The organism is Saccharopolyspora terrae, assembly GCF_004348435.1.
Classification (GTDB): Bacteria; Actinomycetota; Actinomycetes; order Mycobacteriales; family Pseudonocardiaceae; genus Saccharopolyspora; species Saccharopolyspora endophytica.
Window position 1 is genome coordinate 1 of the sequence record NZ_SMKS01000043.1, and the last position, 25,278, is coordinate 25,278.

The 25,278-nt window shown below is 71.3% G+C and carries 19 protein-coding genes; 11 read left to right on the forward strand and 8 right to left on the reverse strand.

All coding sequences use genetic code 11. The features are described 5' to 3' along the window. Positions 1–122 precede the first annotated feature (122 nt). Together E1181_RS21410 and E1181_RS21415 are read right to left on the reverse strand one after the other, a co-directional pair. The gene (locus tag E1181_RS21410; RefSeq protein ID WP_132677432.1) at positions 123–578 is read right to left on the reverse strand and encodes a (2Fe-2S)-binding protein; all 456 of its coding nucleotides are present in this window, start codon (positions 576–578) and stop codon (positions 123–125) included. A gap of 12 nt (positions 579–590) precedes the next feature. After that, positions 591–2,810 (reverse strand): xanthine dehydrogenase family protein molybdopterin-binding subunit, encoded by a 2,220-nt coding sequence (locus E1181_RS21415; protein ID WP_132677433.1) that lies wholly within the window; start codon positions 2,808–2,810, stop codon positions 591–593. Between the two features lie 909 nt (positions 2,811–3,719). Here E1181_RS21415 and E1181_RS21420 point away from each other — a divergent pair. Beyond that, entirely contained in the window at positions 3,720–4,667 is a 948-nt protein-coding gene (locus E1181_RS21420) for a polyprenyl synthetase family protein (RefSeq protein WP_235876931.1), read from the forward strand. On the opposite strand, the gene E1181_RS21425 is transcribed toward E1181_RS21420, so the two are convergent. The 4 genes from E1181_RS21425 to E1181_RS21440 all read right to left on the reverse strand — a co-directional run bounded on the left by E1181_RS21425 (position 4,651) and on the right by E1181_RS21440 (position 9,114). Then, positions 4,651–6,279, reverse strand: a complete 1,629-nt coding sequence (locus E1181_RS21425) for an ABC transporter ATP-binding protein (RefSeq protein ID WP_132677435.1) — start codon at positions 6,277–6,279, stop codon at positions 4,651–4,653. The genes E1181_RS21420 and E1181_RS21425 overlap by 17 nt on opposite strands. Further along, complete coding sequence (locus tag E1181_RS21430) at positions 6,276–7,316, reverse strand: DUF1611 domain-containing protein (protein WP_132677436.1); 1,041 nt, start codon at positions 7,314–7,316, stop codon at positions 6,276–6,278. The genes E1181_RS21425 and E1181_RS21430 overlap by 4 nt, the downstream gene beginning before the upstream one ends. Before the next feature lie 253 nt (positions 7,317–7,569). Next, positions 7,570–8,208, reverse strand: coding sequence for a TetR/AcrR family transcriptional regulator (locus E1181_RS21435; protein WP_132677437.1), 639 nt, complete (start codon positions 8,206–8,208; stop codon positions 7,570–7,572). A gap of 144 nt (positions 8,209–8,352) precedes the next feature. Then, complete coding sequence (locus tag E1181_RS21440; RefSeq protein WP_132677438.1) at positions 8,353–9,114, reverse strand: 3-hydroxyacyl-CoA dehydrogenase; 762 nt, start codon at positions 9,112–9,114, stop codon at positions 8,353–8,355. A gap of 135 nt (positions 9,115–9,249) precedes the next feature. Between E1181_RS21440 and E1181_RS21445 the strand changes: the two genes are divergently transcribed. After that, a complete protein-coding gene (locus tag E1181_RS21445) occupies positions 9,250–10,440 on the forward strand; it encodes a thiolase family protein (protein WP_132677439.1) in 1,191 nt (396 codons plus the stop codon). 30 nt (positions 10,441–10,470) lie between these two features. Here E1181_RS21445 and rutA read toward each other — a convergent pair whose 3' ends face one another. After that, the gene (rutA, locus tag E1181_RS21450) at positions 10,471–11,523 is read right to left on the reverse strand and encodes a pyrimidine utilization protein A (RefSeq protein WP_132677440.1); all 1,053 of its coding nucleotides are present in this window, start codon (positions 11,521–11,523) and stop codon (positions 10,471–10,473) included. 298 nt (positions 11,524–11,821) lie between these two features. Here rutA and E1181_RS21455 point away from each other — a divergent pair, with 298 nt between their 5' ends. Both E1181_RS21455 and E1181_RS21460 read left to right on the forward strand, forming a co-directional pair. Further along, complete coding sequence (locus E1181_RS21455) at positions 11,822–13,975, forward strand: acyl-CoA dehydrogenase (RefSeq protein ID WP_132677441.1); 2,154 nt, start codon at positions 11,822–11,824, stop codon at positions 13,973–13,975. Positions 13,976–14,092: 117 nt separating this feature from the next. After that, positions 14,093–14,605, forward strand: a complete 513-nt coding sequence (locus E1181_RS21460; RefSeq protein WP_165944708.1) for a pyridoxamine 5'-phosphate oxidase family protein — start codon at positions 14,093–14,095, stop codon at positions 14,603–14,605. 25 nt (positions 14,606–14,630) lie between these two features. Here the strand turns inward: E1181_RS21460 and E1181_RS21465 are convergent, their stop codons facing one another. Beyond that, positions 14,631–15,497: a LysR family transcriptional regulator gene (locus E1181_RS21465; protein WP_235876932.1), complete on the reverse strand. Its 867-nt coding sequence runs from the start codon at positions 15,495–15,497 to the stop codon at positions 14,631–14,633. 98 nt (positions 15,498–15,595) lie between these two features. Between E1181_RS21465 and gabT the strand changes: the two genes are divergently transcribed. From gabT to E1181_RS21500, 7 genes are all read left to right on the forward strand, one after another. Then, positions 15,596–16,942, forward strand: a complete 1,347-nt coding sequence (gabT, locus tag E1181_RS21470; protein ID WP_132677443.1) for a 4-aminobutyrate--2-oxoglutarate transaminase — start codon at positions 15,596–15,598, stop codon at positions 16,940–16,942. 12 nt (positions 16,943–16,954) lie between these two features. Further along, the gene (locus E1181_RS21475) at positions 16,955–18,403 is read left to right on the forward strand and encodes an NAD-dependent succinate-semialdehyde dehydrogenase (RefSeq protein ID WP_132677444.1); all 1,449 of its coding nucleotides are present in this window, start codon (positions 16,955–16,957) and stop codon (positions 18,401–18,403) included. Positions 18,404–18,542: 139 nt separating this feature from the next. After that, positions 18,543–19,961, forward strand: a complete 1,419-nt coding sequence (locus tag E1181_RS21480) for a PucR family transcriptional regulator (protein WP_132677445.1) — start codon at positions 18,543–18,545, stop codon at positions 19,959–19,961. Between the two features lie 156 nt (positions 19,962–20,117). After that, complete coding sequence (locus E1181_RS21485) at positions 20,118–21,575, forward strand: purine-cytosine permease family protein (protein ID WP_132677446.1); 1,458 nt, start codon at positions 20,118–20,120, stop codon at positions 21,573–21,575. A gap of 12 nt (positions 21,576–21,587) precedes the next feature. Next, on the forward strand, positions 21,588–22,910 hold the full coding sequence (locus tag E1181_RS21490; protein WP_235876933.1) for a flavin monoamine oxidase family protein: 1,323 nt from the start codon (positions 21,588–21,590) through the stop codon (positions 22,908–22,910). Beyond that, positions 22,907–23,851 (forward strand): agmatinase, encoded by a 945-nt coding sequence (gene speB / locus E1181_RS21495; protein WP_132677448.1) that lies wholly within the window; start codon positions 22,907–22,909, stop codon positions 23,849–23,851. Before E1181_RS21490 ends, speB begins: the two co-directional genes overlap by 4 nt. Then, complete coding sequence (locus E1181_RS21500) at positions 23,851–25,275, forward strand: aminobutyraldehyde dehydrogenase (protein WP_132677449.1); 1,425 nt, start codon at positions 23,851–23,853, stop codon at positions 25,273–25,275. The genes speB and E1181_RS21500 overlap by 1 nt, the downstream gene beginning before the upstream one ends. Positions 25,276–25,278 lie beyond the last annotated feature (3 nt).

Consider the following 25,278-nt stretch of genomic DNA (forward strand, 5'->3'; position numbering starts at 1 on the left):
CTGGGGCAGCCTGACCCTCTACAAGATCATCCGCGAGCTACAAACCCTGCTCGCCACCTGGTCCGGCACCTGCCCCACCTGCCATCAACACATCCACCGATTACCGACCTAACAAAGCACTACTAGGCCTGCGCGGCCTGCTTGATCGCGGCTCGGATCCGTCCGTAAGTGCCGCAGCGGCAGACGTTCTCGATGCCGTCGATGTCCGCGTCGGTCACCTCGTCGCCCTTGTCGTTGATCAGCGCGACGGCGGCCATGATCTGGCCGGGCTGGCAGAACCCGCACTGCGCGACGTCCTGGTCCATCCACGCCTGCTGCACCGGGTGCGGCTCGTCGCCGTCGGCCAGGCCCTCGATGGTGGTGACCTCGGTGCCGTCGGCGTCGGCGGCCTTGACCACGCAGGTCTGGACTTCCTCGTCGTCCATCAGGCAGGTGCAGGCGCGGCACACGCCGACACCGCAGCCGTACTTCGGGCCGGTGATGCGCAGCTCGTCGCGCATCACCCACAGCAGGGGCATGTCCGCGGGGACGTCGACCTCGACGTCCTCCCCGTTGACCGTGATCGAGTACTGGGGCATGCGAGCTCTCCTCTAGTTGTTGATCGGGAACTGGCGGGGGACGGTTCCGGTGGCGCGGCCGTAGGCGTTGGCGACCGCGGCGGCCGAGGCGGGAACGGCGATCTCGCCGACACCACCGGGCTCACCGGTGGGCGGCATGATGAAGACCTCGGTCCGCAACGGCGCCTGCGCTTGCCGGGCCACCCGGAAGTCGGCGAAGCTGCCTTCGCGCACCGCGCCGCCGTCGATGTGCAGGCCCGCGTAGAGGACGGTGTTGATGCCGTCCATCAGCCCGCCCTGCATCTGGGCCTCCACCCCGCGCGGGTTGATCGCGCGGCCGGGGTCGATGGCCACGTACGCCTCGGTCACGCGCGGCTTCTTCGGGTCCGTCGCGTCGATCTCGACCAGCGTCGCGGTCGTCGACTTGTACTCCTGGTGGATGCCGACGCCCTGCGCGTGGCCCCGCGGCATCGCCCTCCCCCACCGGCCTTCGGCGGCGACCTTGCGCAGCACCGCCTTGGTGCGGTCGTCCTTGAGCGACTCCAGCCGGAACTCGACCGGGTCCTTGCCCAGGTGCTCGGCGATCTGGTCGACCGTGATCTCCTCGGCGACCCGGTAGGCCACCGAGTGCACGCCCCGCATCACACCGGTGTTGGGCAGCTTCACGTCGGTCTCGGTGCCCGAGACCGTGGCGAGGCCGAACTCGTAGGGAACGGTCTGGGTGACGCCGATGACGACGTCGGCCACCGCCTCCTTGGCGGGCTTGCCCATCTCCATCAGCGCGGTGAACACGATGTCGCCGAGACCGTGCGTGAGGTCGGTCCACGCGCCGGAGACCCGGTGGTGGAAGGAGCGCACCTTGCCCGCGCGCACGGACGCCTGAACCCGCTGGTGGGTGGCCGGGCGCATGCGCCCGTGCCGGGTGTCGTCGTCGCGGGTCCAGAAGAGCTTGACGACCTTGCCGGTCGCCCGCGAGACCTGCGCCGCCTCCAGCGGCGCGTCCATGTGGCAGTTGCGGCCGAACGACCCGCCTGCGCGCTTGACGTGCACCGTGACGTCGGCGGTGGTCAGGTTCAGCTCGTCGGCGACGAGCTTCTGCACCTCGATGGGGACGTGCGAGGAGCACCACACCTCGGCGTGGCCGACGCGCACGTCCGCGACGGCGAAACCGGTCTCCATCGGCGCGTGGCTGGTGAAGGCGAAGTCGAAGCGCTCGTCGAACTCACCGCCGTCGGGACTCACGACGTCGGCCGCGCTGCCCGCCTTCTCCTTCAGCACCGCGGCGATGTCCACATCGGACTTGGCGGCGGCCGCGCCGTCTTCCCAGGTGACCTTCACCTTCTTGGCAGCTTCCATGGCCTGCCAGGTGTTCTCCGCGCACACCGCGATGCCGGTGGGGATCTGGGCGACGGCGGCGACTCCCGGCATGGCGCGTGCTGCCGAGTCGTCGTAGGAGGCGACGGTGCCGCCGATCGTCGGCGGGCGCACCACCACGGCCACGACGGAGCCGGGGATCTTGGTGTCGGAGATGTAGGAGGCCTTGCCGGTGACGATGTCGTTGGCGTCCAAGCGGTTCAGCGGCTTGCCCACGATGTGGTAGCGCTCCGGCGGCTTCGGCGTCGCCGGGACCGCGGGGATCGCGACCTTCGCCGCTTCCTTGGACAGCTCGCCGAAGGTGAGCTTGCGCCGGTCCGGCGCGTAGACGCAGGTGTCCTTCGTGGACAGCCGACCGGCCGGGACGCCCCAGCGCTTGGCGGCAGCGGTGACCAGCCGTGCCCGGCCGGCCGCCGCCATCGAGGCCAGCGGCTTGCGCAGCACGCGCACCGAGGTGGAGAACGCGGTGACCTGCGAGTAGGACAGCTCGGGACGCGCGTCGGAGTGCGTGATGGCGATGTCGGTGGGCTTGGCGTCGAACTCCTCGGCCAGGATCATCGCGACCGCGGTGTTGATGCCCTGCCCCACCTCGGTCTTGGGCAGCTCGAACCAGACCTCGTTGTTCTCGCTGATGCCCAGGCGCAGCTGCCCGAAGGTGGGGGTGGCCAGGAGGTTGATCGCGTCACCCATGTCGAACAGGTCCGCGATCGGCGGTACCGGCAGCTGGTTCGGGGCGAACGAGGCGGCGGCCGCCTCGCCCTCGGCCAGCATCTTCCCGACGACGGTCAGCGTGGGCGCCGCCGCCAGGTAGGTGAGGAACCGACGGCGGCCCAGTCCGGGCTTCTCCTCGGTTTCCGCTTTCGTGGCAGGGCTTTCCATCCAGAGACTCCTCTCAACGTCGCCACAGGCCACGACCGCGAACTCCCTCCACGCGAGCAGCATCGATCCGCTCGGCCACTCGGTGCCGCTTTCCGGGCACGACGGATCGCACGAACATCCCCACGCCGCGTTCCAGAACGCTTGCAGGCCCAGGATGTTCGCGAATGCGCTCCGCGAGAGAAGAGTTACATCGCAGTGAAGCTGGAGACCTGTGCCGACTTCTTTCCGTGAAAACCGAACTTGCCAGGCGCGAAGGATGTTTCGAGACACCCATCCGTCCTGTTGCCGGGCGGACCATACCGGGGGCGTTTCAGGACGATGAATCGCCCGCACGACGGCGAACCACTAGTCCGAACAGTGGCGGAGAGATACCACCCGATCCTCAGCGCAATGCAAAACCGCAGCTGGGAATCAATTCGGAACCGGCAAGTCTGGAAATTCGCCGAACGGCGTTCCATTCATCTCCATTCGGAAGATCAACATTGCATCCCCACGGAGATCCGAAAGATTCTGTTCCGTGATGAACTCACGCCGTTAGTTTTCGACTGAAACACTGGTATATGCCAATCGAGAGGCTGCCACCTGCGGTGATTACAGAACTGGCATGTCCAGAAATGGGGCCCCGCACGTCCGGTTGCAGGCGTGCGGACCTGCCTGTTCTCCATTTTGGAATATTCCGAACACTGACATCCGGCACCTGCGCCGCGTGTAAGCAATTGCTTGCTTCCTTTCACCGCAGAATTCCGAGTCCCCTCAATGTCGCAACGACCATCTCTGTCCGGCGTAAAAATCGCACCAATGCGCGGTCGCCGGTTCCCGTCGCGGCGTCGGCGCTGACAAGATCATCTGGTGATGGCGACATCGGTAGTGGATTCGTTGCGGTGGTCCCGAGAGTTGTTCGACCCCGCGATGAGACAGGCGATTTCCGGCCTGCCGAACGAGATGCGGCACGTGTGCGGCTACCACCTCGGTTTCTGGGACGAGCGCGGTGAACCCGGCGACGAGGCGTCGGGCAAAGCGGTCCGCCCAGCCCTGGTGCTGCTGTCGGCCGAAGTGGTCGGCGGCACGGCAACGGCGGCGGTTCCGGCCGCGGTCGCGGTGGAGCTCGTGCACAACTTCTCGTTGCTGCACGACGACGTTCTCGACCGGGACGCCGCCAGGCGGGGACGTCCGACGGCCTGGGCTGCGTTCGGCCTCGGCCCGGCGATCATGGCCGGGGACGCGCTGCTGTCCCTGGCCTACCGGGTGCTCGCCGGATGCGGAGCCGAAGCCGTGCGCGTCCTGCACGAGGCCACGACCGCGCTCATCGAGGGCGAGACGTCGGACCTGGCGTTCGAGAACGCCACGAACGTCGCGGTGTCCGATGTGGAGGACATGGCCCGCAGCAAGACCGGCGCGCTCATCGGGGCCGCCTGCGAGTTGGGCGCGCTGCTCGGTGGAGCCTCCGCCGAGCAGCGCCACGACCTGAAGTCCTTCGGCGAGAAGTTGGGGCTGGCCTTCCAGCACGTCGACGACCTGCTGGGGATCTGGGGCGACCCGGCCGTGACCCGCAAACCGGTGCACGCCGACCTGCGCGCCCGCAAGAAGAGCCTCCCGGTCGTCGCGGCGTTGAACTCCGGGACGGACGCGGGTCAGCAGCTGGCGTCCCTGTACTCCTCCCAGCAGGAGCTGACCGACACCGAGGTCGAACAGCTGGCCCTGCTCGTGGAGAAGGCCGGCGGCCGGGAGTGGAGCCGGTCGGAGGCCGAAGGGCTGATGTCCGAGTCGCTTTCGGCCGCGCGCCGCGCCGAGCACCGCCCGGGGGCGGCGGAGCGGATCGAGGAGGTGGCCCACCTCGTGGTCAACCGGGAGTTCTGAGCTCCCCGCCCCGACGGGAGAACCCTGCCACCACGACGTGCTGGGAACCGGGAGTCAGCTCCCACACCTGGTGATCCGGGACGATGCGCTCCGGGGCGTCGGTCGCCAGGACCACCACGCCCGGGTAGTCGGCGAGCAAGGTCCGCAGCAGGTCGGTTCCTCCCGCGCCCAGTTCGTCGTCGATGTGGTCGAGGACCAGCAGCGGTGGCGTCCTGTGGCGGGCGCGGGCCAGTTGCAGCCGGGCGCGTTCGGGGATCGACAGCGGTTCACCGCCTCGGCGCAGCTTCGTCCGCTCCTCGTCGGGAAGAGCGCGGACGCGCTCGCCGAGCCCGACCGCGTCGAGGTCGGGCATCACGGCGCCCTCCTGCTCGGGTCGCCGGTACCGCACCGCCCTGGCGATCGTGCCGCGCTCCAATGCCAGTCCCCGGGCGGCGTAGCCCACGTGGCGGCGGCGCTGGACCGCCGGGAGGTCGTCGAGGTAGTGACCGGACACGCGCACCCAGCCGCGCGCGGTCGTCCCGATCCCGACCAGCAAGCCGAGGACCGCCGAGACCCGCTCCGGGCTCCCCCGCAGCACCACCCGGGCACCCGGCGCCGCGGCCAGTCCGGGTGCAGCCCCATCGACCCAGAGCTCGTGGACGTGGACCTCGGCCGGCGCGCGGACCTCCCCCACCGGGACGGCTCGCGGCTCCGGCCGGTGCCGGGCCAGGGCGGGAGCCAGGACCCGCCGCGCCGCCAGGTAGGACTGCCGGTACTCCACGACCCGGCCGAGGTCGTGCACCGGCGCGACCAGCACGCCGACGACGGTGATCGCGGTGGCGATCAGCGCGTGCGGGATCCCGACGCCGGTGCCGACGACGACCACGCCGAGCGTGGCGAACGCGGCGGCCGACACCGCCGCCCCGCGCAGGTATCCGGCCACCCGCGCGCGGCGCACGGCCGTCGCGCGCACCCTCCCGCTGAGCTTGTCGATGCGCTTGAGCTCGCGGTGCACGCCACCACCCGCGCGGATCGCCGGCTCCGCCGCGACCGCGTCGCTGACCTGCGCCGCCAGGCGTCCGCGCGCCTGGCGCACCGTCCTCGCCCGCGCGTAGGCCACCCGCGCGAGCAGCCCGAGCACGGCGCCCAGCGCGAGGATCGGCGTCACCACGGCCGCCGCCAGCGCCGGGTGCAGCGCCGCGAGCACCACGAGCACCACGAGCACGCCCGCGATCAGCGGCACTCCGCCCGCCATCGGCGCGATGCCCCAGGCGATCCAGTTGCGGACCGCCGAGAGGTCGTTGGTGGCGCGGGCGATCGTGGTCCCCAGCGAGGGTCGCCGTCCCTCGGCGAGCGCGGCGGTGAGCAGCCCGATGCGGAGTTCGTGGACGTAGTCCTGACCGAGCTTCTCGGCCAGCACCCACTCGGCCACCCGCACTCCGCCCACGCAGCCCACCGTCGCGAGCATGATCGCGAGCCAGAACCACCTCTCGCCCGGGGCCGCCTGCAGCAGGCGCGGCATGCTGATCGCGGTCGTCCCGGCCAGCGCCGCCTGACCGAATCCCGCGCACACGAGCAGCGCGAACAGCCCTCGGCGGCTTCCGGTCAGCAGCCGCGGCATCCTGTCGCTCACAGCACGCCCTTGAGCACGTCGGGCTCGGTGAGCGCGGAAGTCTCGACGACGGGAACCTCCAGCGCAGACCTCACCTCCCGCATCGCCAGCGGCGCCGAGGTCAGCACCCCGCTCACCGCGGCGACCGGCACTCCTCGGCGCCGCAGCAGCTCCACGCCGCCGATGGCCCCGGCCGCGCCGTCGGCGGCGAACACGACGTGGTCGACCACTCGCGAGAACACCGGATCGGCCACCAGTGCGGCGGTTTCGCGCTGGTGGAGGCCGTCGGCGATCTCGACGACGACCACGTCGACGTCCGGCCCGGACAGGCCGTCGACCACCGACAGCAGGAGCGCCCGGACCTGGTCGTGCTCCAGCCGGAACGTGGTGGGGAAACCGAAGTCGGTGAAGTCGAGGACCGCGGCGGCACCGGCGTCGGCGAAGCTGTTCGGATCCCCGCCAGCACCTGTTCCGGTCGCCTTCCCCGCGCACACCCGCAACCCCGATCGCACCAGGCCGCGGACGAGCGAAGCGACGGCGGTGGACTTGCCGGAGTTCATCGACGTGCCGAGCACGGCGATCACCGTCGGTCCGTCCACGCGCGGGGATGGTTCCGGGGTGAGCGCGCGAGGCGCGCAGCGGGAGAGCGTCACGACTCCGCGCGCGTCGGCGAGCAGGCCCAGCGGCTGCAGGACGGTCGCGTCGGAAATCTTGGCGTGCTTGGCGGTCACCACCGCCGCCACTCCCCCGGCCGCGACGAGGTGGACCGGCCGCAGGTCGTCGGGCACCTCGGCCTCGAACTGGTCGGGGGCGTACCGGTGGCCGTAGGCGACGAGCACCTCGTCCCCCGCGAACAGCGCCTGGCGCCGGCTCACCGGGCTCTCCAGCCGCGTGTGCATGCCGAGCCGCTCGACGCGCGCCAGCACGACATCGCCCGGACGCGGAACCACGTCGGGCCCGTCGAGCAGCGCGTATCCGCGCGGTGCGGCCTCGATGCGCGCTGCGACCGAACGAGTGGTGTAGGCCTTCTTCAGCCGGCGCAACCGATCGGGCTGCACCTCGGATGAGACCCCTTGCGCAGGAACAGGATTCGCAACGGCTGGTCCGACACCGGTGGAGACGCTCATGATGCCTTCGCTTCCTCTCGCTGAGCACGGTGCGATCACCGAGCTGCCGACGAGGAGAAAGCTAGGGACGCCACATGAGACGTCCGTGGGATTCAGATGAAGGGGTCTTCCTCCGATGTCGCACGGGGAACGCCCAGGCGAACCACCGCGGACGGCGGCACCACGCCGAGGTGAACCCGGCGGCTCAGCGCTGCAGGCGGGGGTGCGCGCCGACCGTCATCAGGGCGATGTCGACGTAGCGGGCCGCGATCTCCTCGGGGCTCAGCGGGCCGTCGGCGTGGTACCAGCGAGCGACCGACTGGCACATGCCCAGCAGAGCCCGGGAGGTCTCCACCGGGTCGGCGATGGTGAAGGTGCCCTCGCGACTGCCCGTTTCGATGACCTCGGTGAGGACGGTCTCCACGGTCTTGCGGCGGGCGCTGTAGCGGCGCCGGTTGCTCGGCGACAGGTACCGGGTCTCGCTGTCGAGCGCGGCCAGCCGGAACCGGTAGGTCATGTGCAGCACGATGGCTTCGATGACGTTCACGAACTGATCGCGCGGTGACCCCGGGGCCTCGCGCGCGGCGGCGCGCACGCGCCAGGCCACCTCGCTGGTGCCCAGTTCGAGGAGGGCGACGAGCAGCCCTTCCTTGTTCTCGTGGTGGTAGTACAGCGCGGGAACGGTCATGCCGACCCGGCGAGCGATCTGGCGCACGGTCGCGCCGTGGAACCCGCTCTCGCGGAACTCGTCCACCGCGGCGTCGAGGATGGGGGTCAGTTCGAGCGGCCCGAAATCCCGCCACCCGGACGCGGCGTCCGGCTTCGCCGCACTCGCCTGAGCCATCACGTCTCTCCCTCTCCCCGCCTGCCGGTGACCTTACCGGCCGGTGACGGGCACCGGCCGGTTCGGTCGAGCCTCATCGAGCCTGTTCCTGACCTCGTGCGTGCGTGGCGGCGCGGGTGGCGCACACGGGTCAGGAACGCGCGCTCATCGAGGTGCCATCCGGATGGCCCCGTCCAGCCGGATGGTCTCCCCGTTGAGCATGGGGTTCTCGACGACGTGGCGCACCAGGGACCCGTACTCGCTCGGCTCGCCGAGCCGCGACGGGTGCGGGACCTGCGCGCCGAGCGAGGCGACGGCCTCGTCGGGCAGCGCGGCGAACAGCGGGGTGTGGAACAGGCCCGGGGCGATGGTCGTCACCCGGATCTTCAGGCTCGCCAGGTCCCGCGCGATGGGCAGCGTCATGCCGACGATGCCGCCCTTCGAGGCGGAGTAGGCGGCCTGGCCGACCTGCCCGTCGAACGCGGCGACCGAAGCGGTGTTGACGATGACGCCGCGCTCCTCGCCGACCGGCTCGGTCCGGGACATGCGCTCGGCGGCAAGCCGGAGCACGTTGAAGGTGCCGATGAGGTTGACGTTGATGACCTTGGTGAAGTCGGCGAGCGGGAAGGCGCCCTTCTTGCCGACGGTCTTGGCGGCGTTGCCGATGCCCGCGCAGTTCACCGCGATCCGCAACGACCCCAGCCCGTCGGCGGCGTCGAGCGCCGCGGTCACCTGCTCCTCGTCGGTGACGTCGGCGGCGGCGAACACGACGCCGTCGCCGAGCTCGGCGGCCACGGCCTCGCCCTGGGAGGACGGCAGGTCGACGATGACGACCTTCGCGCCCTGGCCGTGCAGTTCCTCGACCGTCGCCAGGCCCAGCCCGGACGCACCCCCGGTCACGAGCGCGACAGCACCTTCGATGTCCACTTTCCGACTCCTCACATGTCGACCGAGCAACCGGACGGCAGCATACTGAGCGAGCGATAAGTAACCAAGCGTTCGTCGTATTGACACCCCGCGCCTGCTTAGCGACCGTTAAGTGGACTTCGGAGGAGGAGCGCCATGGACGCCGTCATCGTCGACGCGATCAGAACCCCGTCAGGCAAGGGCAAACTCGGTGGGCAGCTCTCGGGCGTCCACCCCGCCGAACTGCTCACCCGCACGCTGCGCGGACTCGTCGAGCGCACCGGCATCGACCCCGGCGCGGTCGACGACGTCATCGGCGGCTGCGTCGGACAAGCCGGTGAGCAGGCGCTCAACATCACCCGCAACGCCGTGCTGGGAGCCGGTTTCCCGGAGTCGGTGCCCGCCACGACCATCGACCGGCAGTGCGGTTCGAGTCAGCAGGCCGCGCACTTCGCCGCCCAAGGCGTCCTCGCGGGCACCTACGACGTGGTGATCGCCTGCGGCGTGGAGTCGATGAGCCGGGTGCCGATGGGTACCACGCCGATGGGCACCAACCCCAGGGGCCCGTCGATGGCGGCCCGCTACCCCGAAGGCCTGGTGAACCAAGGCGTCTCGGCGGAGCTGATCGCGGCGCGGTGGAAGTTCGGCCGCGAGGAGCTCGACGAGTTCTCCGCCCGCTCCCACGCCCGCGCCGCGCAGACCGCCGCCTCCGGCGCGTTCGACGACGAGATCCTGCCGGTGGCGGTGACCGGCGCGGACGGCACGGAGCACGTCGTGAGCACCGACGAGACCGTGCGCGCGTCGACCACCGCCGACGGGCTCGCGGGCCTGCGACCCTCGTTCGCGGACGAGGAGCTGGCAAGGCGCTTCCCCGAGATCGACTGGCGGATCACGCCGGGCAACTCCTCGCCGCTGACCGACGGCGCGTCAGCGGTGCTCATCATGAGCGAGGCCAAGGCCGCGGCCCTCGGCTTGCAACCGAAGGCCCGGTTCCACAGCTTCGCCGTCACCGGCAGCGATCCGCTGCTCATGCTCACCGGCGTCGTGCCGGCCACCCGCAAGCTGCTGGACCGCGCGGGGGTGTCGATCGACGAGATCGACGCCTACGAGGTCAACGAGGCGTTCGCGCCGGTGCCGTTGCTGTGGCAGCGCGAGTTCGACGCCGACCCGGCCCGGCTCAACCCGTGCGGTGGGGCCATCGCGCTCGGCCACCCGCTCGGCGCCTCCGGCACGAGACTGCTGACGACGCTGGTCAACCAGCTGCAGGCCACCGGCGGCCGGTACGGCCTGCAGACCATGTGCGAGGGCGGCGGCATGGCCAACGCGACCCTCGTCGAACGCCTCTGAGCGCTCGGGCGGCCTCCCCTGGGAGGCCGCTCAGCCCAGGAGGGGCTTGACCCTCTCGCCGAAGTCGCGGACCCCGCGTTCGAAGTCGTCGAAGGTGAACATCATGCCCTTCACACCGGGGATCTTGGCGACCTCGTCGAGGTGGCGGGCGACGGTCTCGTAGGAGCCGACCAGGGTCGCCATGTTGAGGTTGATGGCACCCTCGGGGAGGTTGATCGTGCGCGCGGTTCCGGTCGGGTCGGCCGAGGTGTCCTGGGCTCCCTGGTCGGACATGTATCCGAGGGCCGCCACGTCCGCGCCCGCGTGGTAGGACTCCCACTTGGCCCGGGCGGCTTCGTCGGTGTCGTCCATGATCAGCATGAACAGCGGCAAGGACCCGACGTCGCGGCCGGTCTCGGCGGCGTGCGCGGCCAACCGGCGGACCGGCTCCTCGTAGGTCCCCGGCGTGTTCACGCCCGGGTTGAGGATGAAGTTGTAGTCGCCCATCTCGGCGCAGAACCGCATGCCGCGGTCGGACTGGCCGGCGCACACGACGTCGATCGCGCCGGCGGGACGCGGCTCCAGGCGGCAGTCGTCCATCTGGAAGAAGCGGCCGTCCAGCGTCGAGGTCCCGTGCTCCCACAGATCGCGCATGACCTGGACGTACTCGGTGGCGTAGTCGTAGCGGTGGCCGAAGTAGTCGTCCCCCGGCCACAACCCCATCTGCTCGTACTCGGCCTTCGCCCAGCCGGAGACGATGTTGATGCCGAAGCGGCCCGGTGCGATGGAATCGATGGTCGTGGCCATGCGCGCCACGAGGGCGGGCGGCAGCGTCAGCACCGCTGTGGAGGCGTAGAGCTTGATGCGCTCGGTGACGGCGGCCAGGCCCGCCATCAGCGTGAACGATTCGAGGTTGTGGTCCCAGAACTCGGTCCTGCCGCCGAAACCGCGCAGTTTGATCATCGACAGCGCGAAGGCGAATCCCTGCCGCTCGGCCTCCTGCACGATCCGCTTGTTCAGCTCGAAGGAGGGCTTGTACTGGGGGGAGTTCTCGGAGATCAGCCAGCCGTTGTTGCCGATCGGGATGAACACGCCGAAGTCCATGCGATCCTCCTGGTCGATTGCACGTCCAGATGCACGAGGCCCCACAACGCGGATGAACCGGCGGCACTCCACCAACCACATCTCACGCCCGCCGCCCCAGTCTGCTGCCGGCTGATCAACGGTGGAGTCGATTCAGCACCACTGAGACTTGGATCACAACGCTTCTCGTCAGGCCACAGTGGACTGTCGCTCACCGGTCGTTCTCGCAGTCGCAGCGCCCGACAGCCGTGATGCGGTCCGCGAGATCCGATCGCTCTCCCGGGTGGGCTGGGGGCGTTTGTGAACCTAGGCTTCAGGCATGTCGATCGCGATCAACGAGGATCACCGGCTGCTGGCTGAGACCGCTTCCGACCTGCTGGCGCGGCGCGAGGCACGTGGTGCCTGCCGCGCGCTGCTGGAATCCGAATCCGAATCCCTTCCCGCGTTCTGGCAGGAGGCGGCCGACCTGGGCTGGTTGGGGCTGCACCTGCCCGAGGAGCACGGCGGCGCGGGGTTCGGGCTCGCGGAGACCGCGGTCGTCGCCGAGCAGATGGGGCGGTCGGTGGCGCCCGGACCGTTCGCGCCGACCGCGATCGCCTCCGCCGTGATCGATGCCGTCGGCGACGAGGAGACCAAGCGGCGGTTCCTGCCCGGCCTGGCCGACGGGTCGGTGCCCGCCGGTATCGCGCTCGACTCCCGGCTGGAGGTCTCCGGCGGGACCGCCTCGGGATCGGCGCCGGCCGTGCTCGGCGGCGGCCTGGCGCGGCTGCTCGTGCTGCCGTCCGGTGACGACGTCGTGGTCGTCGAGGTCGGCGACGCCGTGACCGTGGAGGTACCGGCCAACCTGGACCCGTCCCGCCGCTCGGCCCGGATCTCGCTGGACGGCGCACCGGCCGCGGTCCTGGCCGGGGGACGTCGAGCGCTGGTCGAACTGGCCCGCGTGATCCTGTCCGCCGAGGCCGTCGGCGTCGCCCGCGAGTGCACCGAGCTCGCCGCCGCCTACGCCCAGGAGCGCGAGCAGTTCGGGCGCGTCATCGGCACGTTCCAGGCCGTCAAGCACCACTGCGCCAACATGGCCGTGGCCACGGAGCTGGCCACCAGCGCCGTCTGGGACGCCGCCCGGGCCGCATCGACCGGCGGTGACCAGCTCGCCTTCGCCGCCGCGGCCGCCGCCGCGCTGGCCGCGCCCGCGGCGGACCTGTGCGCCAACCTCACCACCCAGGTGCACGGCGGCATCGCCATCACGTGGGAGCACGACGCGCACCTCTACGTGCGACGCGCGACGACGCTGCTCGCGACCCTGTCGGCCGACGACGCCGCCACCGAGGTCACCGCGCTCACCCGCCAGGGCGTCACCCGGGCCCGGACCGTCGAGCTGCCGCCCGAGGCCGAGGACCTGCGCGCGGAAGTCCGCGCCATCGCCGAAGAACTGGCCGCACTGCCCGAAGACCAGCAGAAGCAACGCCTCATCGAGACCGGCTACGTGATGCCGCACTGGCCCGAGCCCTACGGCCGGGCGGCGGGCGCCGTCGAACAGCTCGTGGTGGAGCAGGAGTTCGCGGCGGCCGGGGTCAAGCGCCCCCACTACGGGATCACCGGCTGGGTCATCCTCACGCTCATCCAGCACGGCACCGAGCAGCAGGTCAGCCGGTGGGTCGAACCCGCGCTGCGCCAGGACGTCATCTGGTGCCAGCTGTTCAGCGAACCGGCCGCCGGATCGGACGCCGCCGGGATCAAGACCCGCGCGACGCGCGTCGACGGCGGATGGCTCGTCAACGGCCAGAAGGTCTGGACGAGCGGCGCGCACAAGGCGGGCAAGGGCTTCGCGACCGTGCGGACCGATCCCGAGGTGCCCAAGCACCAGGGCATCACGATGATGGTCATCGACATGCGGGCCGACGGCGTGGACGTGCGGCCGATCAGGATGCCCTCCGGTGCCTCGGAGTTCAACGAGGTCTTCTTCCAGGACGTCTTCGTCCCCGACGAGGACGTCGTCGGCCCGATCAACGGCGGGTGGACCGTCGCGCGGGCCACGCTCGGCAACGAGAGCGTCAGCATCGGCGGCGGTCAGGGCACCATGTCCACCCCGGCCTCGGCGATGGTCCCGCACCTGGAGGAGCACCCCGACCGGCTCACCGGCGGCGCCGTCCGCATCGGCCGGTACGCCGCCGAGCACCACGCGATGGAGATGCTCAACGTGCGCTCGGCGCACCGCGCCGTCGCCGGAGGCGAACCGGGACCCGAGGGAGCCATTACCAAGCTCGTGCTCTCCGAACTGGGTCACGAGGCCGCGGCCATCATGAACGCCCTCAGCGGGCCCGAGGCGGTCTACCTGGACGGGCCCGGCGCGTTCAGCGGTGCGCTGGCCCTGCTGCACCGCGGGCTGTCCATCGCGGGCGGCACCAGCGAGATCAAGCGCAACCAGATCGGTGAGCGCATCCTCGGACTGCCCCGCGATCCGCTGATCAAGTGACCCACCCGCAGCCCCGGCGGAAACCCGGACGGGCGCAGGGGTTTCGAAGAACCCGGCCGCATCGGCCCAGCAGTCAGGCGTCGACGTGGGGACGCTCCAGCACGAGAGAGGATTCGCATGGCCAAGCAACGAGCGCAGGTCCAGATGACGCCCGAGGAGATCTCGGCGTTCATGGCCACCCGCCGCACCGCGACGCTGGCGACGCTGGGGGCCGACGGGCACCCGCACGCCGTGGCGATGTGGTTCGCGCTCATCGACGGCGTGATCTGGTTCGAGACCAAGGCCAAGGCTCAGAAGGCGGTCAACATCGGCCGCGACCCGCGCGTCACCGTCCTGATCGAGGACGGCCTCACCTACGACGTGCTGCGCGGCGTCTCCTTGGAGGGGCGCGCGGAGATCGTCGACGACCCCGACGCGCTGTGGGCCGTGGGCGTCAGCATGTGGGAGCGCTACCACGGGCCCTACAGCGAGGAGGTGAAGCCGTTCGTGGAGCACATGCTGCACAAGCGCGTCGCCGTCCGCATCGACGTCCACCGCACCCGCTCCTGGGACCACCGCAAGCTCGGCCTCGACCCCATGCCGCTCGGCGGAACCACCGCAGCGCACTACCCGGAATCGGCCGACCGGTAGGGGAATCCCCCGCCGCTGGGCCGGATCAGGGGTGGGGGTAGCGGGTCCGGCAGAAGATCTCGAGGCGTTCCGCCAGGGCGCTCAGCGACGCGGCCGCGTGGTGGCCGGGGTCCCACGCCGCGTGGAGGGTGATGCTGAGGTGATCGCCTCCGGGTTGGGTGATGCGCAGGCCGTGCAGGTCGAAGCGCGGGTCGTCCGAGACGACCGCGATGCCGCGGCCCGCGGCCGCGAGCGCTTGGGCGACCTGCGCGTTGCCGCACTCGACGGGGTCGGCCAGCGCCTGCCCGCCCTCGGCCAGGGCCTGGTCGAGCAGTTGGCGCGGCCGGAATGTCGGGTCCAGCACGACCAGCGGTTGCCCGGCGAGCTCGTCGAGGTCGACGGTCTCGTGGCCGGCCCACGGGTGGTCGCGCGGCACGTAGGCCCACAGCGGCAGGACCGCCAGCGTCCGCGTGCTCCAGAGCGCCGGTGGTTGCTGGGAGACGATCGCGAGATCCGCTCCACGCCGCAAGCGGTCGAGGGCTTCCGGCCCGCTCGACTCCTGCACGGTCGGCAGCGGGTCCTGCGGCCCGAAGGTGGCCAGGAACGGGGCGACGACGTCGGTCAGCGTGGTGGGGCTGGCCGCGATCGTCAGGTGCACCAGCCGTCCCGCCGCCAGCGACTCGGCGGCCGCGGTGGCGGCATCGGCGCGGTGCAGCACGTCGCGCACGACGGGCAGGAATCCGCGACCGGCCGCGCTGAGCTCCAGCCTGCCCTCCCGGCGGTCGAACAACGTCACCCGCAGCTCGCGTTCGAGCAGGCGGATCTGCCGGGACAACGCCGGCTGGGTCACGTGCACCCGCTTGACGGCCTCGCTCACGGTGCCCGCTTCGGCGACGGCCACGAAATACCTCATGCTGCGCAGCTCCACACCTGCGAGTATGCCTGCACGTACTAGGTGGCGTGCGAAACAGGCATTCGACGGCATGCCCTCGCGTGCCGAGGATGGGGTCCATGACCGCCATTCCCGACACGGGTCCTCACCAGAACCGCCACCTCGTGACCGAGATCCCCGGCCCCCGTTCGCGCGCGCTCATGGCGCGCAAGGAAGCCGCCATCGCCCGAGGCGTCGGCACCACGATGCCGGTGTTCGCCGCGCGCGCCGCCGGTGGTGTCGTCGAGGACGTCGACGGCAACGTGCTCATCGACCTGGGCTCCGGCATCGCCGTCACGACCGTCGGGGCGAGCGCGCCCCGCGTGATCGACGCCGTCGAGCAGCAGGTGCGGGAGTTCACCCACACCTGCTTCATGGTGACCCCCTACGAGGGCTACGTCGCCGTGGCCGAACGGCTCAACCGGCTGGCTCCCGGGACGCACGAGAAGCGCTCGGTGCTGTTCAACTCGGGTGCTGAGGCCGTCGAGAACGCCGTGAAGATCGCCCGCGCCGCCACCGGGAGGTCGGCGGTCGTGGCCTTCGACCACGCCTACCACGGCCGCACGAACCTGACGATGGCGCTCACGGCCAAGGCGATGCCCTACAAGCACGGCTTCGGCCCGTTCGCCCCCGAGGTCTACCGCGCGCCGCTGTCCTACCCGTTCCGCGACGGCCCGGACGTCGACGGCGAGGAGGCCGCGCGCCGCGCCATCGACGTCATCGACAAGCAGGTCGGTTCGGACAACCTCGCGGCGCTGATCATCGAGCCGATCCAGGGGGAGGGCGGGTTCATCGTGCCCGCCCCCGGTTTCCTGCCCGCGCTGCAGCAGTGGTGCCGCAGCCGCGGCGTGGTGCTCATCGCCGACGAGGTGCAGACCGGGTTCGCGCGCACCGGTGCGATGTTCGCCAGCGAGCACGAGGGCGTGGTCCCGGACGTGCTGGTCAGCGCCAAGGGCATCGCCGACGGTCTGCCGCTGGCGGCGGTCACCGGGCGCGCCGAGATCATGGACGCCGCGCACGCGGGCGGACTCGGCGGAACCTACGGCGGCAACCCGCTGGCCTGCGCGGCGGCGCTGGCCACGATCGACACGATCACCGAGGACGGGCTGATCCAGCGCGCCCGCGACATCGAAGCGCTCGCCCTGCCCCGGCTCTCCCGCATGCGCGACGCCGACCCGCGCATCGGCGACGTGCGGGGCCGGGGCGCGATGCTGGCCGTGGAGCTCGTCGATCCGACGACGGCGGCACCCGACCCCGAGCTCGCCCGCGCGGTCGCGTCCGCCGCGCACGCCCAGGGCGTGATCGTCCTGGTGTGCGGAACCCACGGCAACGTCCTGCGCTTCCTGCCGCCGCTGACCATCAGCGACGAACTGCTCCACGAGGCGTTCGACGTGCTCTCCGCCGCGTTCGCCGACCTCCGATCCTGAAAGGACGATCACGTGCTCTCCCCCGACACCCTCGACACCGACCGCGCGCTCCACATCGCGGGGCGGTGGCAGGCCGGTCGCGCGGGCCGGTTCGACGTCGTCGACCCCGCCACCACCGACGTCCTGGCCACCGTCGCCAACGGCTCGGCCGACGATGCCACCGCCGCCGTCGACGCCGCCTCCGCCGCTGCCGCGTCCTGGGCGGCGACGCCACCCCGGGAGCGCTCCGACGTGCTGCGACGCACCTACGAGCTCATGCACCGCGACCACGAGGCGCTCGCCCGGCTGATCACCGCGGAGAACGGCAAGTCCGTGGCCGACGCGCGCGCCGAGGTCACCTACGCCGCCGAGTTCTTCCGCTGGTTCGCCGAGGAAGCCGTGCGCGCGGAGGGCCGCTACTCGACCGCGCCCGCCGGAGGCGCCCGCACCCTGGTGACCTACCGGCCGGTGGGCGTGGCCGCGCTGGTCACGCCGTGGAACTTCCCCGCCGCCATGGCGACCCGCAAGATCGGGCCCGCGCTGGCCGCCGGGTGCACCGTGGTGCTCAAGCCCGCTGCGGAGACGCCGCTGACCGCGCTGGCGATCACCCGGCTGCTCGCCGAGGCCGGTGTCCCGGACGGGGTCGTCAACCTCGTCCCGACCGATGACGCCGCCGCGGTCGTCGGCACGTGGCTGGCGGACTCGCGGGTCCGCAAGCTGTCCTTCACCGGCTCGACCCGGGTCGGCCGACTGCTGCTGCACCAGGCCGCGGACCGGGTCGTCAACACCTCGATGGAGCTCGGCGGGAACGCACCGTTCGTCGTCACCGCCGACGCCGACCTCGACGCGGCCGTGGAGGCCGCGATGGTCGCGAAGTTCCGGGGCGGCGGGCAGGCCTGCGTGTCCGCCAACCGGTTCTACGTGCACGCCGACGTCGTCGAGGAGTTCACCGCGCGACTTGGCAAAGAGGTCGAAGCCCTGCGCGTCGGCCCCGCCGACGACCCGGGCAACCAGATCGGCCCGCTGATCAGCTCGAAGGCCGTCGCCGACATCACCGCGCTGGTCGACGACGCGCTCGCGCGCGGTGCCCGCGTCGCCGCTCGCTCCGACGTCCCGGACGGCCCGGGGTTCTTCCTGGCCCCGACCGTGCTCACCGACGTGCCCGCCGACGCGCGCGTCGTGCGCGAGGAGATCTTCGGTCCCGTGGCGCCCGTCGTCACCTGGCACGACGAGGACGAGCTGCTGCGGTCCGTCAACGACACCGAAATGGGTTTGGCCGCCTACGTCTTCGCCGGTGAGCTCCAGCGTGCCGTGGACCTGGCCGAGCACATCGACGCCGGGATGGTCGGCATCAACCGGGGCGTCGTCTCCGACCCCTCCGCCCCGTTCGGCGGCACCAAGCAGAGCGGGCTCGGCCGGGAGGGGAGCCACGAAGGCCTCCACGAGTTCACCGAGACCCAGTACCTCAGCCTCGCCTGGTAGAGCCCGCTGAGCCCTGGCCGGATCTCCGCGGAGGTCCGGCCAGGGCCGGTTCCGGTGAGGTGGGGCCGGTTCGAGGTATAACCGGCGGGTCGGCGCTCGTCTTGGGAGCCCGGTCGGTCGGAGTTGCGGAGGTTGCCGGTTGCGAGTCGACGATCTGCTGCGCACCCCCGAACTCGCGCTGGAGGTGCGGGTGCGCGGTCAGGTGGACCGGCCCATCCGCTGGGTCCACACGATCGAGGTGCGCGCCCCGGGGAGGTTCCTGCGCGGCGGCGAGGTCGTGCTCACCGCCGGCGTGTGGCGTTCGGCCGGGATCACCGCCGAGGCGTTCGTCGACGACCTCGTCGAGGCCGACGTCGCCGCTGTCGGGTTCGGGATCGTGCCGCCGGAGACCGCGGTGCCCGAGGACTTCATCGACGCCGCCCGGGAACGCGGTCTGACCTGCTTCGTCGTCCCGGTCGACGTCGCCTTCCTGCAGATCGTCGAAGCGTTCGTCAACACCAAGCGGGCGGAGTGGGAGCGCCCGCTGCGGCGCCACCTCGGCCAGCACGACGCGATCGTCGCCGCGCTGCGCGTCCAGCGCGGCGTCGAGACGGTGCTGCGCACCCTGGCCGGTCAGCTCGGGCAACCGGTGGCGGTGCGCGGAGGTGGCGGGCTGATCGAGGGCGAGGAGCCCCACCCCAGCCATCCGCTGCCCCTCGTCGGAGAGGGACTGGCCGACGCGGAGCTCCTGCTGCCCCGACCGATGGACGAGCTGGACGTCGAGCAGCACGCGGCCGTGGTGCAGGCGATGCCGTTCATCGCCATGGAGATCGAACGCGTGCGGGCGGTGCGCGCCACCGAGGTCCGGTACTGCTGGGAGCTGTTCGAGTGGGTCCACAGCGCCACCGTCGACACCGCTGCCGTGCGCACCCGGCTGCACTCGCTGGGGCTGCCGCCGGACGGGCCGCTCGCGGCGGTCGTGCTGCGCAGCCGGGATCCGGCCGCGCACTCGGTGCGGTTGGGCGAGCTGCTGGCCACCGACGGCATCGCGGTGCAGCGGGGCCGCGAGGTGGCCGCCTTCGCGCACGTGCGCGGTACCGAGACCGAGCTCGCCCGCCGCGTCCACGACGCGTTCGCCGAGTCCGGCGAGGTGGTGCACGTCGGTGTCGGCAAGCCGGGCGGAGCCGGTGAGCTGCGGGTGAGCCTGCTGCAGGCCGCCCACGCCGCCGAGGCGACCTCCTCGCGCGCCGACGGCGGCTGGATGACGCACGACCAGCTGAGCAGTCCGGCGCTGCTGCTGTCGGTGCAGGACCCGGAACTGCTGACGGCCACGGCGAGGGCACTGCTCGGCCCGGTGCTCGACCACGACGAGAGCCGCGGCGGAGACCTGCTGCCCTCGCTGGCGGTGTTCCTCGACGCCGGGGGCCGCTGGCAGGAGGCCGCGCAGCGCCTGCACGTGCACATCAACACGCTCCGGCACCGGATGAGCCGGGTCGAGGAGCTGACCGGTCGCAGCTTGTCGCGCACCTCGGACCGCGTGGACCTCTACCTGGCCCTGCGCGGCCTGCACCAGGGCTGACCCGCGAATCGCACACCGGCGTTGTGCGATCGTCCAACGACACCTCTCGACTTCGGAGGATCGGTCACTATCCGATCCCGGGTGAGGTCGACCACTCTGTGCGGGAGCCACGGCCAACGACGGCCGAGGGGAGCCCTCACAGGAGGTCATGCGCTGATGCATCCGGAGACGCGGCGCGACTCGGGTATCGAGAAGCACGGGGTCGACACCATCCCGGAATCCGACCGCACCGGCCGACCGCGCGACGTCGCGGGAATCCTGCTCGGTTCCAACATGTGTCTCGGCGTGGTCATCTTCGGCTGGTTGCCCGCGTCGTTCGGGCTGGAGTTCTGGCCGGCGATCGCCTCGATGGTCGCCGGAACGCTGCTGGGGACCGTGCTGGTCGCACCGCTGGCCCTGGTGTCGTTCCGCACCGCCACCAACCTCTCGACGAGCAGCGGCGGCACGTTCGGCGTCCGGGGCCGGCTCATCGGCTCGATGATCGGGCTGCTGCTGTCGCTGGGTTACGCGGCCCTGACGGTGTGGACGGGCGGAGCGGCGATCGTCGGCCCGCTGCACCGGCTGTTCGGCTTTCCCGACGGGGGCGCCAGCTTCTCCGCCGCCTACGCGGTGCTGGCGGTGCTGTCGGTGCTCATCGCGATCTTCGGGTACCGGCTGCTCACGCGGATGAGCAAGTGGGTGGCGGCCGGGACGCTGGCGCTCATGGCGCTGGGCATCGTCGCCTACGCCGGGAAGTTCAGCACGGCACCGGTCACCGACGCCGGGTACGCGATGGGCGATTTCTGGACCACGTGGGCGCTTTCGGCGGTCGCGGCGGGGCTCAGCGGTCCGATGGCCTTCATCACGCTGCTCGGCGACTACAGCCGCTACGTCTCGCCCAGGCGCTACTCGGGCCCGTCGGTGTTCGTCGCCTCGGCGGTGGGCATGGTCCTGGGTCTGCTCGTGCCGCAGCTGTTCGGCACGTTCACCGCGTTCGCCTCCGGCGCCGCCGACGACTACGTCGGGCCGCTGGTGGCGGCAGCACCGGTGTGGTTCCTGATCCCGCTGCTGCTCAACGGCGTGTTCGGCACGATCGGCAACGCCGGTGCGCTGATCTACAGCATGGGCTTGGACCTCGACGCGATCCTGCCGCCGCTGTCCCGGGTCCAGGCCACGATCCTGACCTCGGTGGCCTCGACGGCCCTGGTGTTCCTCGGCTACTTCGTGTGGGACGCCGAGGACGCGGTCACCGCCTTCGTGCTGCTGCTGACCGCCATCGGCGCCCCGTGGGCGGTGATCACGCTGATCGGCTTCCACCGCTGCCGAGGCCGCTACGACCCGGACGCGCTGCAGGTCTACAACCGGCGTTCCCGGGGCGGGCTCTACTGGTTCACGGGTGGCTGGAACCTGCGAGCCGTGGCGGCGTGGGCGATCGGCTCGACGATCGGCCTGCTGTCGGTCGACACCGCCCTGTTCCGCGGGCCGCTGACCGAGTGGACGTTCGGCCTCGACCTGAGCTTCGCGCTGGCTGCGGTGACCACCGCCGCGGCCTACCTGCTGCTGACGATCGGTTCCCCGCAACCGGTTCCGGACGCGGCGACGCCAGAAGTCCCGGCCCAGGCCGCATCCGCCTAAGGCACCTGAAAGATGAGGAAGCAAGCGATGGACCACTACGACGTCATCGTCGTCGGCGCCGGGTTCTCCGGGCTCACCGCCGCCCGCGATCTGCGGGAAGCCGGGAAGAGCGTGCTGATCCTGGAGGCCAGGGACCGCATCGGCGGATCGACCTGGTACCGGCCGGACGCGCTCGGCGGGTTCGGCCTGGAGATGGGCGGCACGTGGATCGTCCCGCAGCAGACCCACGTGTGGGGCGAGGTGCAGCGCTACGGCGTCCCGGTCGTCGACAGCGAACTTCCCGGCCGCATGACCTGGTCGGACCACGGCCGGGTGCTCGACTCGCTGCTGCCCGTACCGCCCGAGCAGTACGGCGCGCTGGAGCACGCGCTGCGCGCTCTCGTCGAAGCCGGCTCCCGGCTCGACCCGCAACAACCGCTGTCCGAGCAGGGTCTCGCCGATCTGGACGTGCCGATCCGGCAGTGGGCCGACGACGCCGGCCTGACCGGCAACGCCCGGGAACTGCTCATCTCGTGGTTCTGCGGTTGCGCCAACGCCAGCGAGGAAACCGGGTCGGCGCTGGACATCCTGCGGTGGCTGTCCTCGATGGACAACTCGCTGTGGGGCATGGTGCGGGCCAGCGTGCTCGGCCACACCTTCGCCGAGGGAACGGTGTCGCTGGCCGAGGCGATCCGCGCCGACGGCGCCGCCGAGCTGCGGCTGTCCAGCCCGGTCCGCAAGATCAGCGCCGACGCCGACGGCGTGACCGTCGAGCACGACGGCGGCTCCGCGAGGGCCGACCGGGTGCTGATGACCACTCCGGTCGGCGTCTGGCGCGACATCGAGTTCGCCCCACCGCTCACCCCCGCGAAGCAGGCGATCAGCGAGGAGAACCACGCCGGGCAGGGCCAGAAGGTGTGGGCGCTGGCCCGCGGCGTCGATCCCGAGATCAGCGGCTTCGGCTGGGGAACCAGCTTCGACTACGTCGGCGCGATGGGCACCACCGAGGACGGTGTGGTGCTGGTCTGCTTCGCCCCGGAGCACGACCGGGTCGACGCCGACGATCTCGGCGACGTGCAGCGCGCGGTGCGCGAGTTCGCGCCGGAGGCCGAGGTGATCGCATCGGAATCGCACGACTGGGTCAACGACGAGTTCAACAGGGGGACCTGGGCGACGTTCCGGGCCGGTCAGTTCGCGCGGTACGAGATCGCCGTCGGCGAGCCGGAAGGCAGGGTGCACTTCGGCGGTTCGCACACCGCGCGCCGGTGGCGGGCGTTCATCGACGGTGCGATCGAGTCCGGAAAGCGCGCCGCCGCGGAGATCGTGGCCGCTCAGTCCGAAGGAGGCCGGAAGTGACCGAACCCATCGGCCCGGTGGACGCCACCCGCGTCCCCCGATACGGCGGAGACACCACGTTCGCCCGACTCCCCCGGCTCAGCGAGGTCGGTGACGCCGACGCGCTGGTGTGGGGCGTGCCGTTCGACACCGGCGTCAGCTACCGGCCGGGCGCCCGGTTCGGCCCGAACCACGTCCGGCAGAGCTCCCGGCTGCTGCGGCCCTACAACCCGGCGCTGGACGCCGAGCCGTTCGCGGTGCGCCAGGTCGCCGACGCCGGTGACGTGGGGATCAACCCGTTCGACATCGACGAGGCGATCAACACCATCGAGACCGCCGCCCGGGACCTGTCGGGCACGCGGCGAACCCTGCTCACCGTGGGCGGTGACCACACCATCGCCCTGCCGCTGCTGCGCGTGCAGCACGAGCGGCACGGTCCCGTCGCGGTGCTGCACTTCGACGCGCACCTGGACACCTGGGACACCTACTTCGGCGCTCCGCACACGCACGGCACGCCGTTCCGCAGGGCCTCCGACGAGGGGCTCATCGACTTCGACCACTCGATGCACGTGGGCATCCGGGGGCCGCTGTACTCGCGGCTGGACCTCGACGAGAGCGAGCGGATGGGCTTCGCAGCGGTGCACTGCCGCGACTTCGCCAGGACTCCGCTGGACACGATCATCGACCGGATCCGAGCCCGGCTGGGCACGCGCCCGGTGTACGTGTCGATCGACATCGACGTGCTCGACCCCGGTTTCGCGCCGGGCACCGGCACTCCCGAGGCGGGCGGGTTGTCCAGCCGCGAACTGCTGGAGATCGTGCGCGGTCTCGACGGCCTCAACCTCGTCGGCGCCGACCTCGTCGAGGTGGCGCCCGCCTACGACCACGCCGAGATCACCGGGATCGCTGCTGCTCACCTCGCCTACGAGCTGCTCAGCGTGCTGCCCGACGGAGGTGCCTGATGCGCGCGGTTCACAACGTCATCGACGGCAAGCCGGTCCCGGCCGAAGGCGGGCGGACCACCGACCTGATCGCCCCGGCGACCGGCGAAGTCTTCGGCACGGCCCCGCTGTCCTCGGAATCCGATGTCGACGCCGCCTACCGGTCCGCGTCGCGGGCGTTCCAGGACTGGAAGCTCACCACTCCGGCCGAGCGGCAGCGGCTGCTGCTGCGGTTGGCCGACGAGCTGGAGCGGCGGTCCGAGGAGTTCGTCGCCGCCGAGACCGAGACCACTGGAAAGCCCGTGGAGACCACCCGGACCGAGGAGGTCGCGGCCTCGGTCGACCAGATCCGCTTCTTCGCCGGCGCGGCACGCGTCCTGGACGGAGCAGCGGCGGCGGAGTACTCGCCCGGGCGCACCTCGTACGTGCGGCGCGAACCGGTCGGCGTCGTCGGCCAGGTCGCGCCGTGGAACTACCCGCTGATGATGGCCGTGTGGAAGGCGGCTCCCGCCCTGGCGGCGGGAAACGCCGTGGTGCTCAAGCCCGCCGACACGACACCGGTCACCGCCGCGCTGCTCGGCGAGCTGGCCGCCGAGATCCTGCCTCCGGGCGTGCTCAACGTGGTCTGCGGCGACCGCGACACCGGCCGCGCGGTGGTGGCCCACCCGGTGTCGGCGATGGTGTCGATCACCGGCTCGACGCGAGCGGGACAGCAGGTGGCACGCGCCGCCGCGCAGGACGTCAAGCGGGTGCACCTGGAGCTCGGCGGCAAGGCTCCCGCGCTGGTCTTCGCCGATGCCGACCTCGCAGCCGCGGCCGAGGGCATCGCCGATGCCGCGTTCTTCAACGCGGGCCAGGACTGCACCGCCGCGACCCGCGTGCTCGTCGAGGAATCGGTGGCCGCGGAGTTCACCACCGAGCTCGTCGAGCGGGCGGCCGCGCGGCGCTGCGGACCTCCGTCCGATGTGGACGCGATGTTCGGCCCGCTGAACAACGCCGCGCAGCTGGACCGGGTGCGGGCCATCGTGGACGGGCTGCCCGACCACGCCCGGGTGCTCACCGGAGGCCACCGCGTCGGCGACACCGGGTTCTTCTTCGCGCCCACCGTGATCGGCGGCGTGCGCCAGCACGACGAGGTCGTGCAGGAGGAGATCTTCGGGCCGGTGCTGACCGTGCAGACCTTCCGCGACGAGCGGGAGGCGCTGAACCTGGCCAACGACGTCGACTACGCGCTGGCCTCCAGCGTGTGGACGACCGATCACGGCCGAGCCCAGCGCCTCACGGCCGGCCTGGACTTCGGGTGCGTGTGGGTCAACACGCACATGGTCCTGGTCGCCGAGATGCCGCACGGGGGTTTCAAGCACTCCGGCTACGGCAAGGACCTCTCGAAGTACGGCCTCGACGACTACACCCGGATCAAGCACGTCATGCACGAGTTCGCCTGAGGC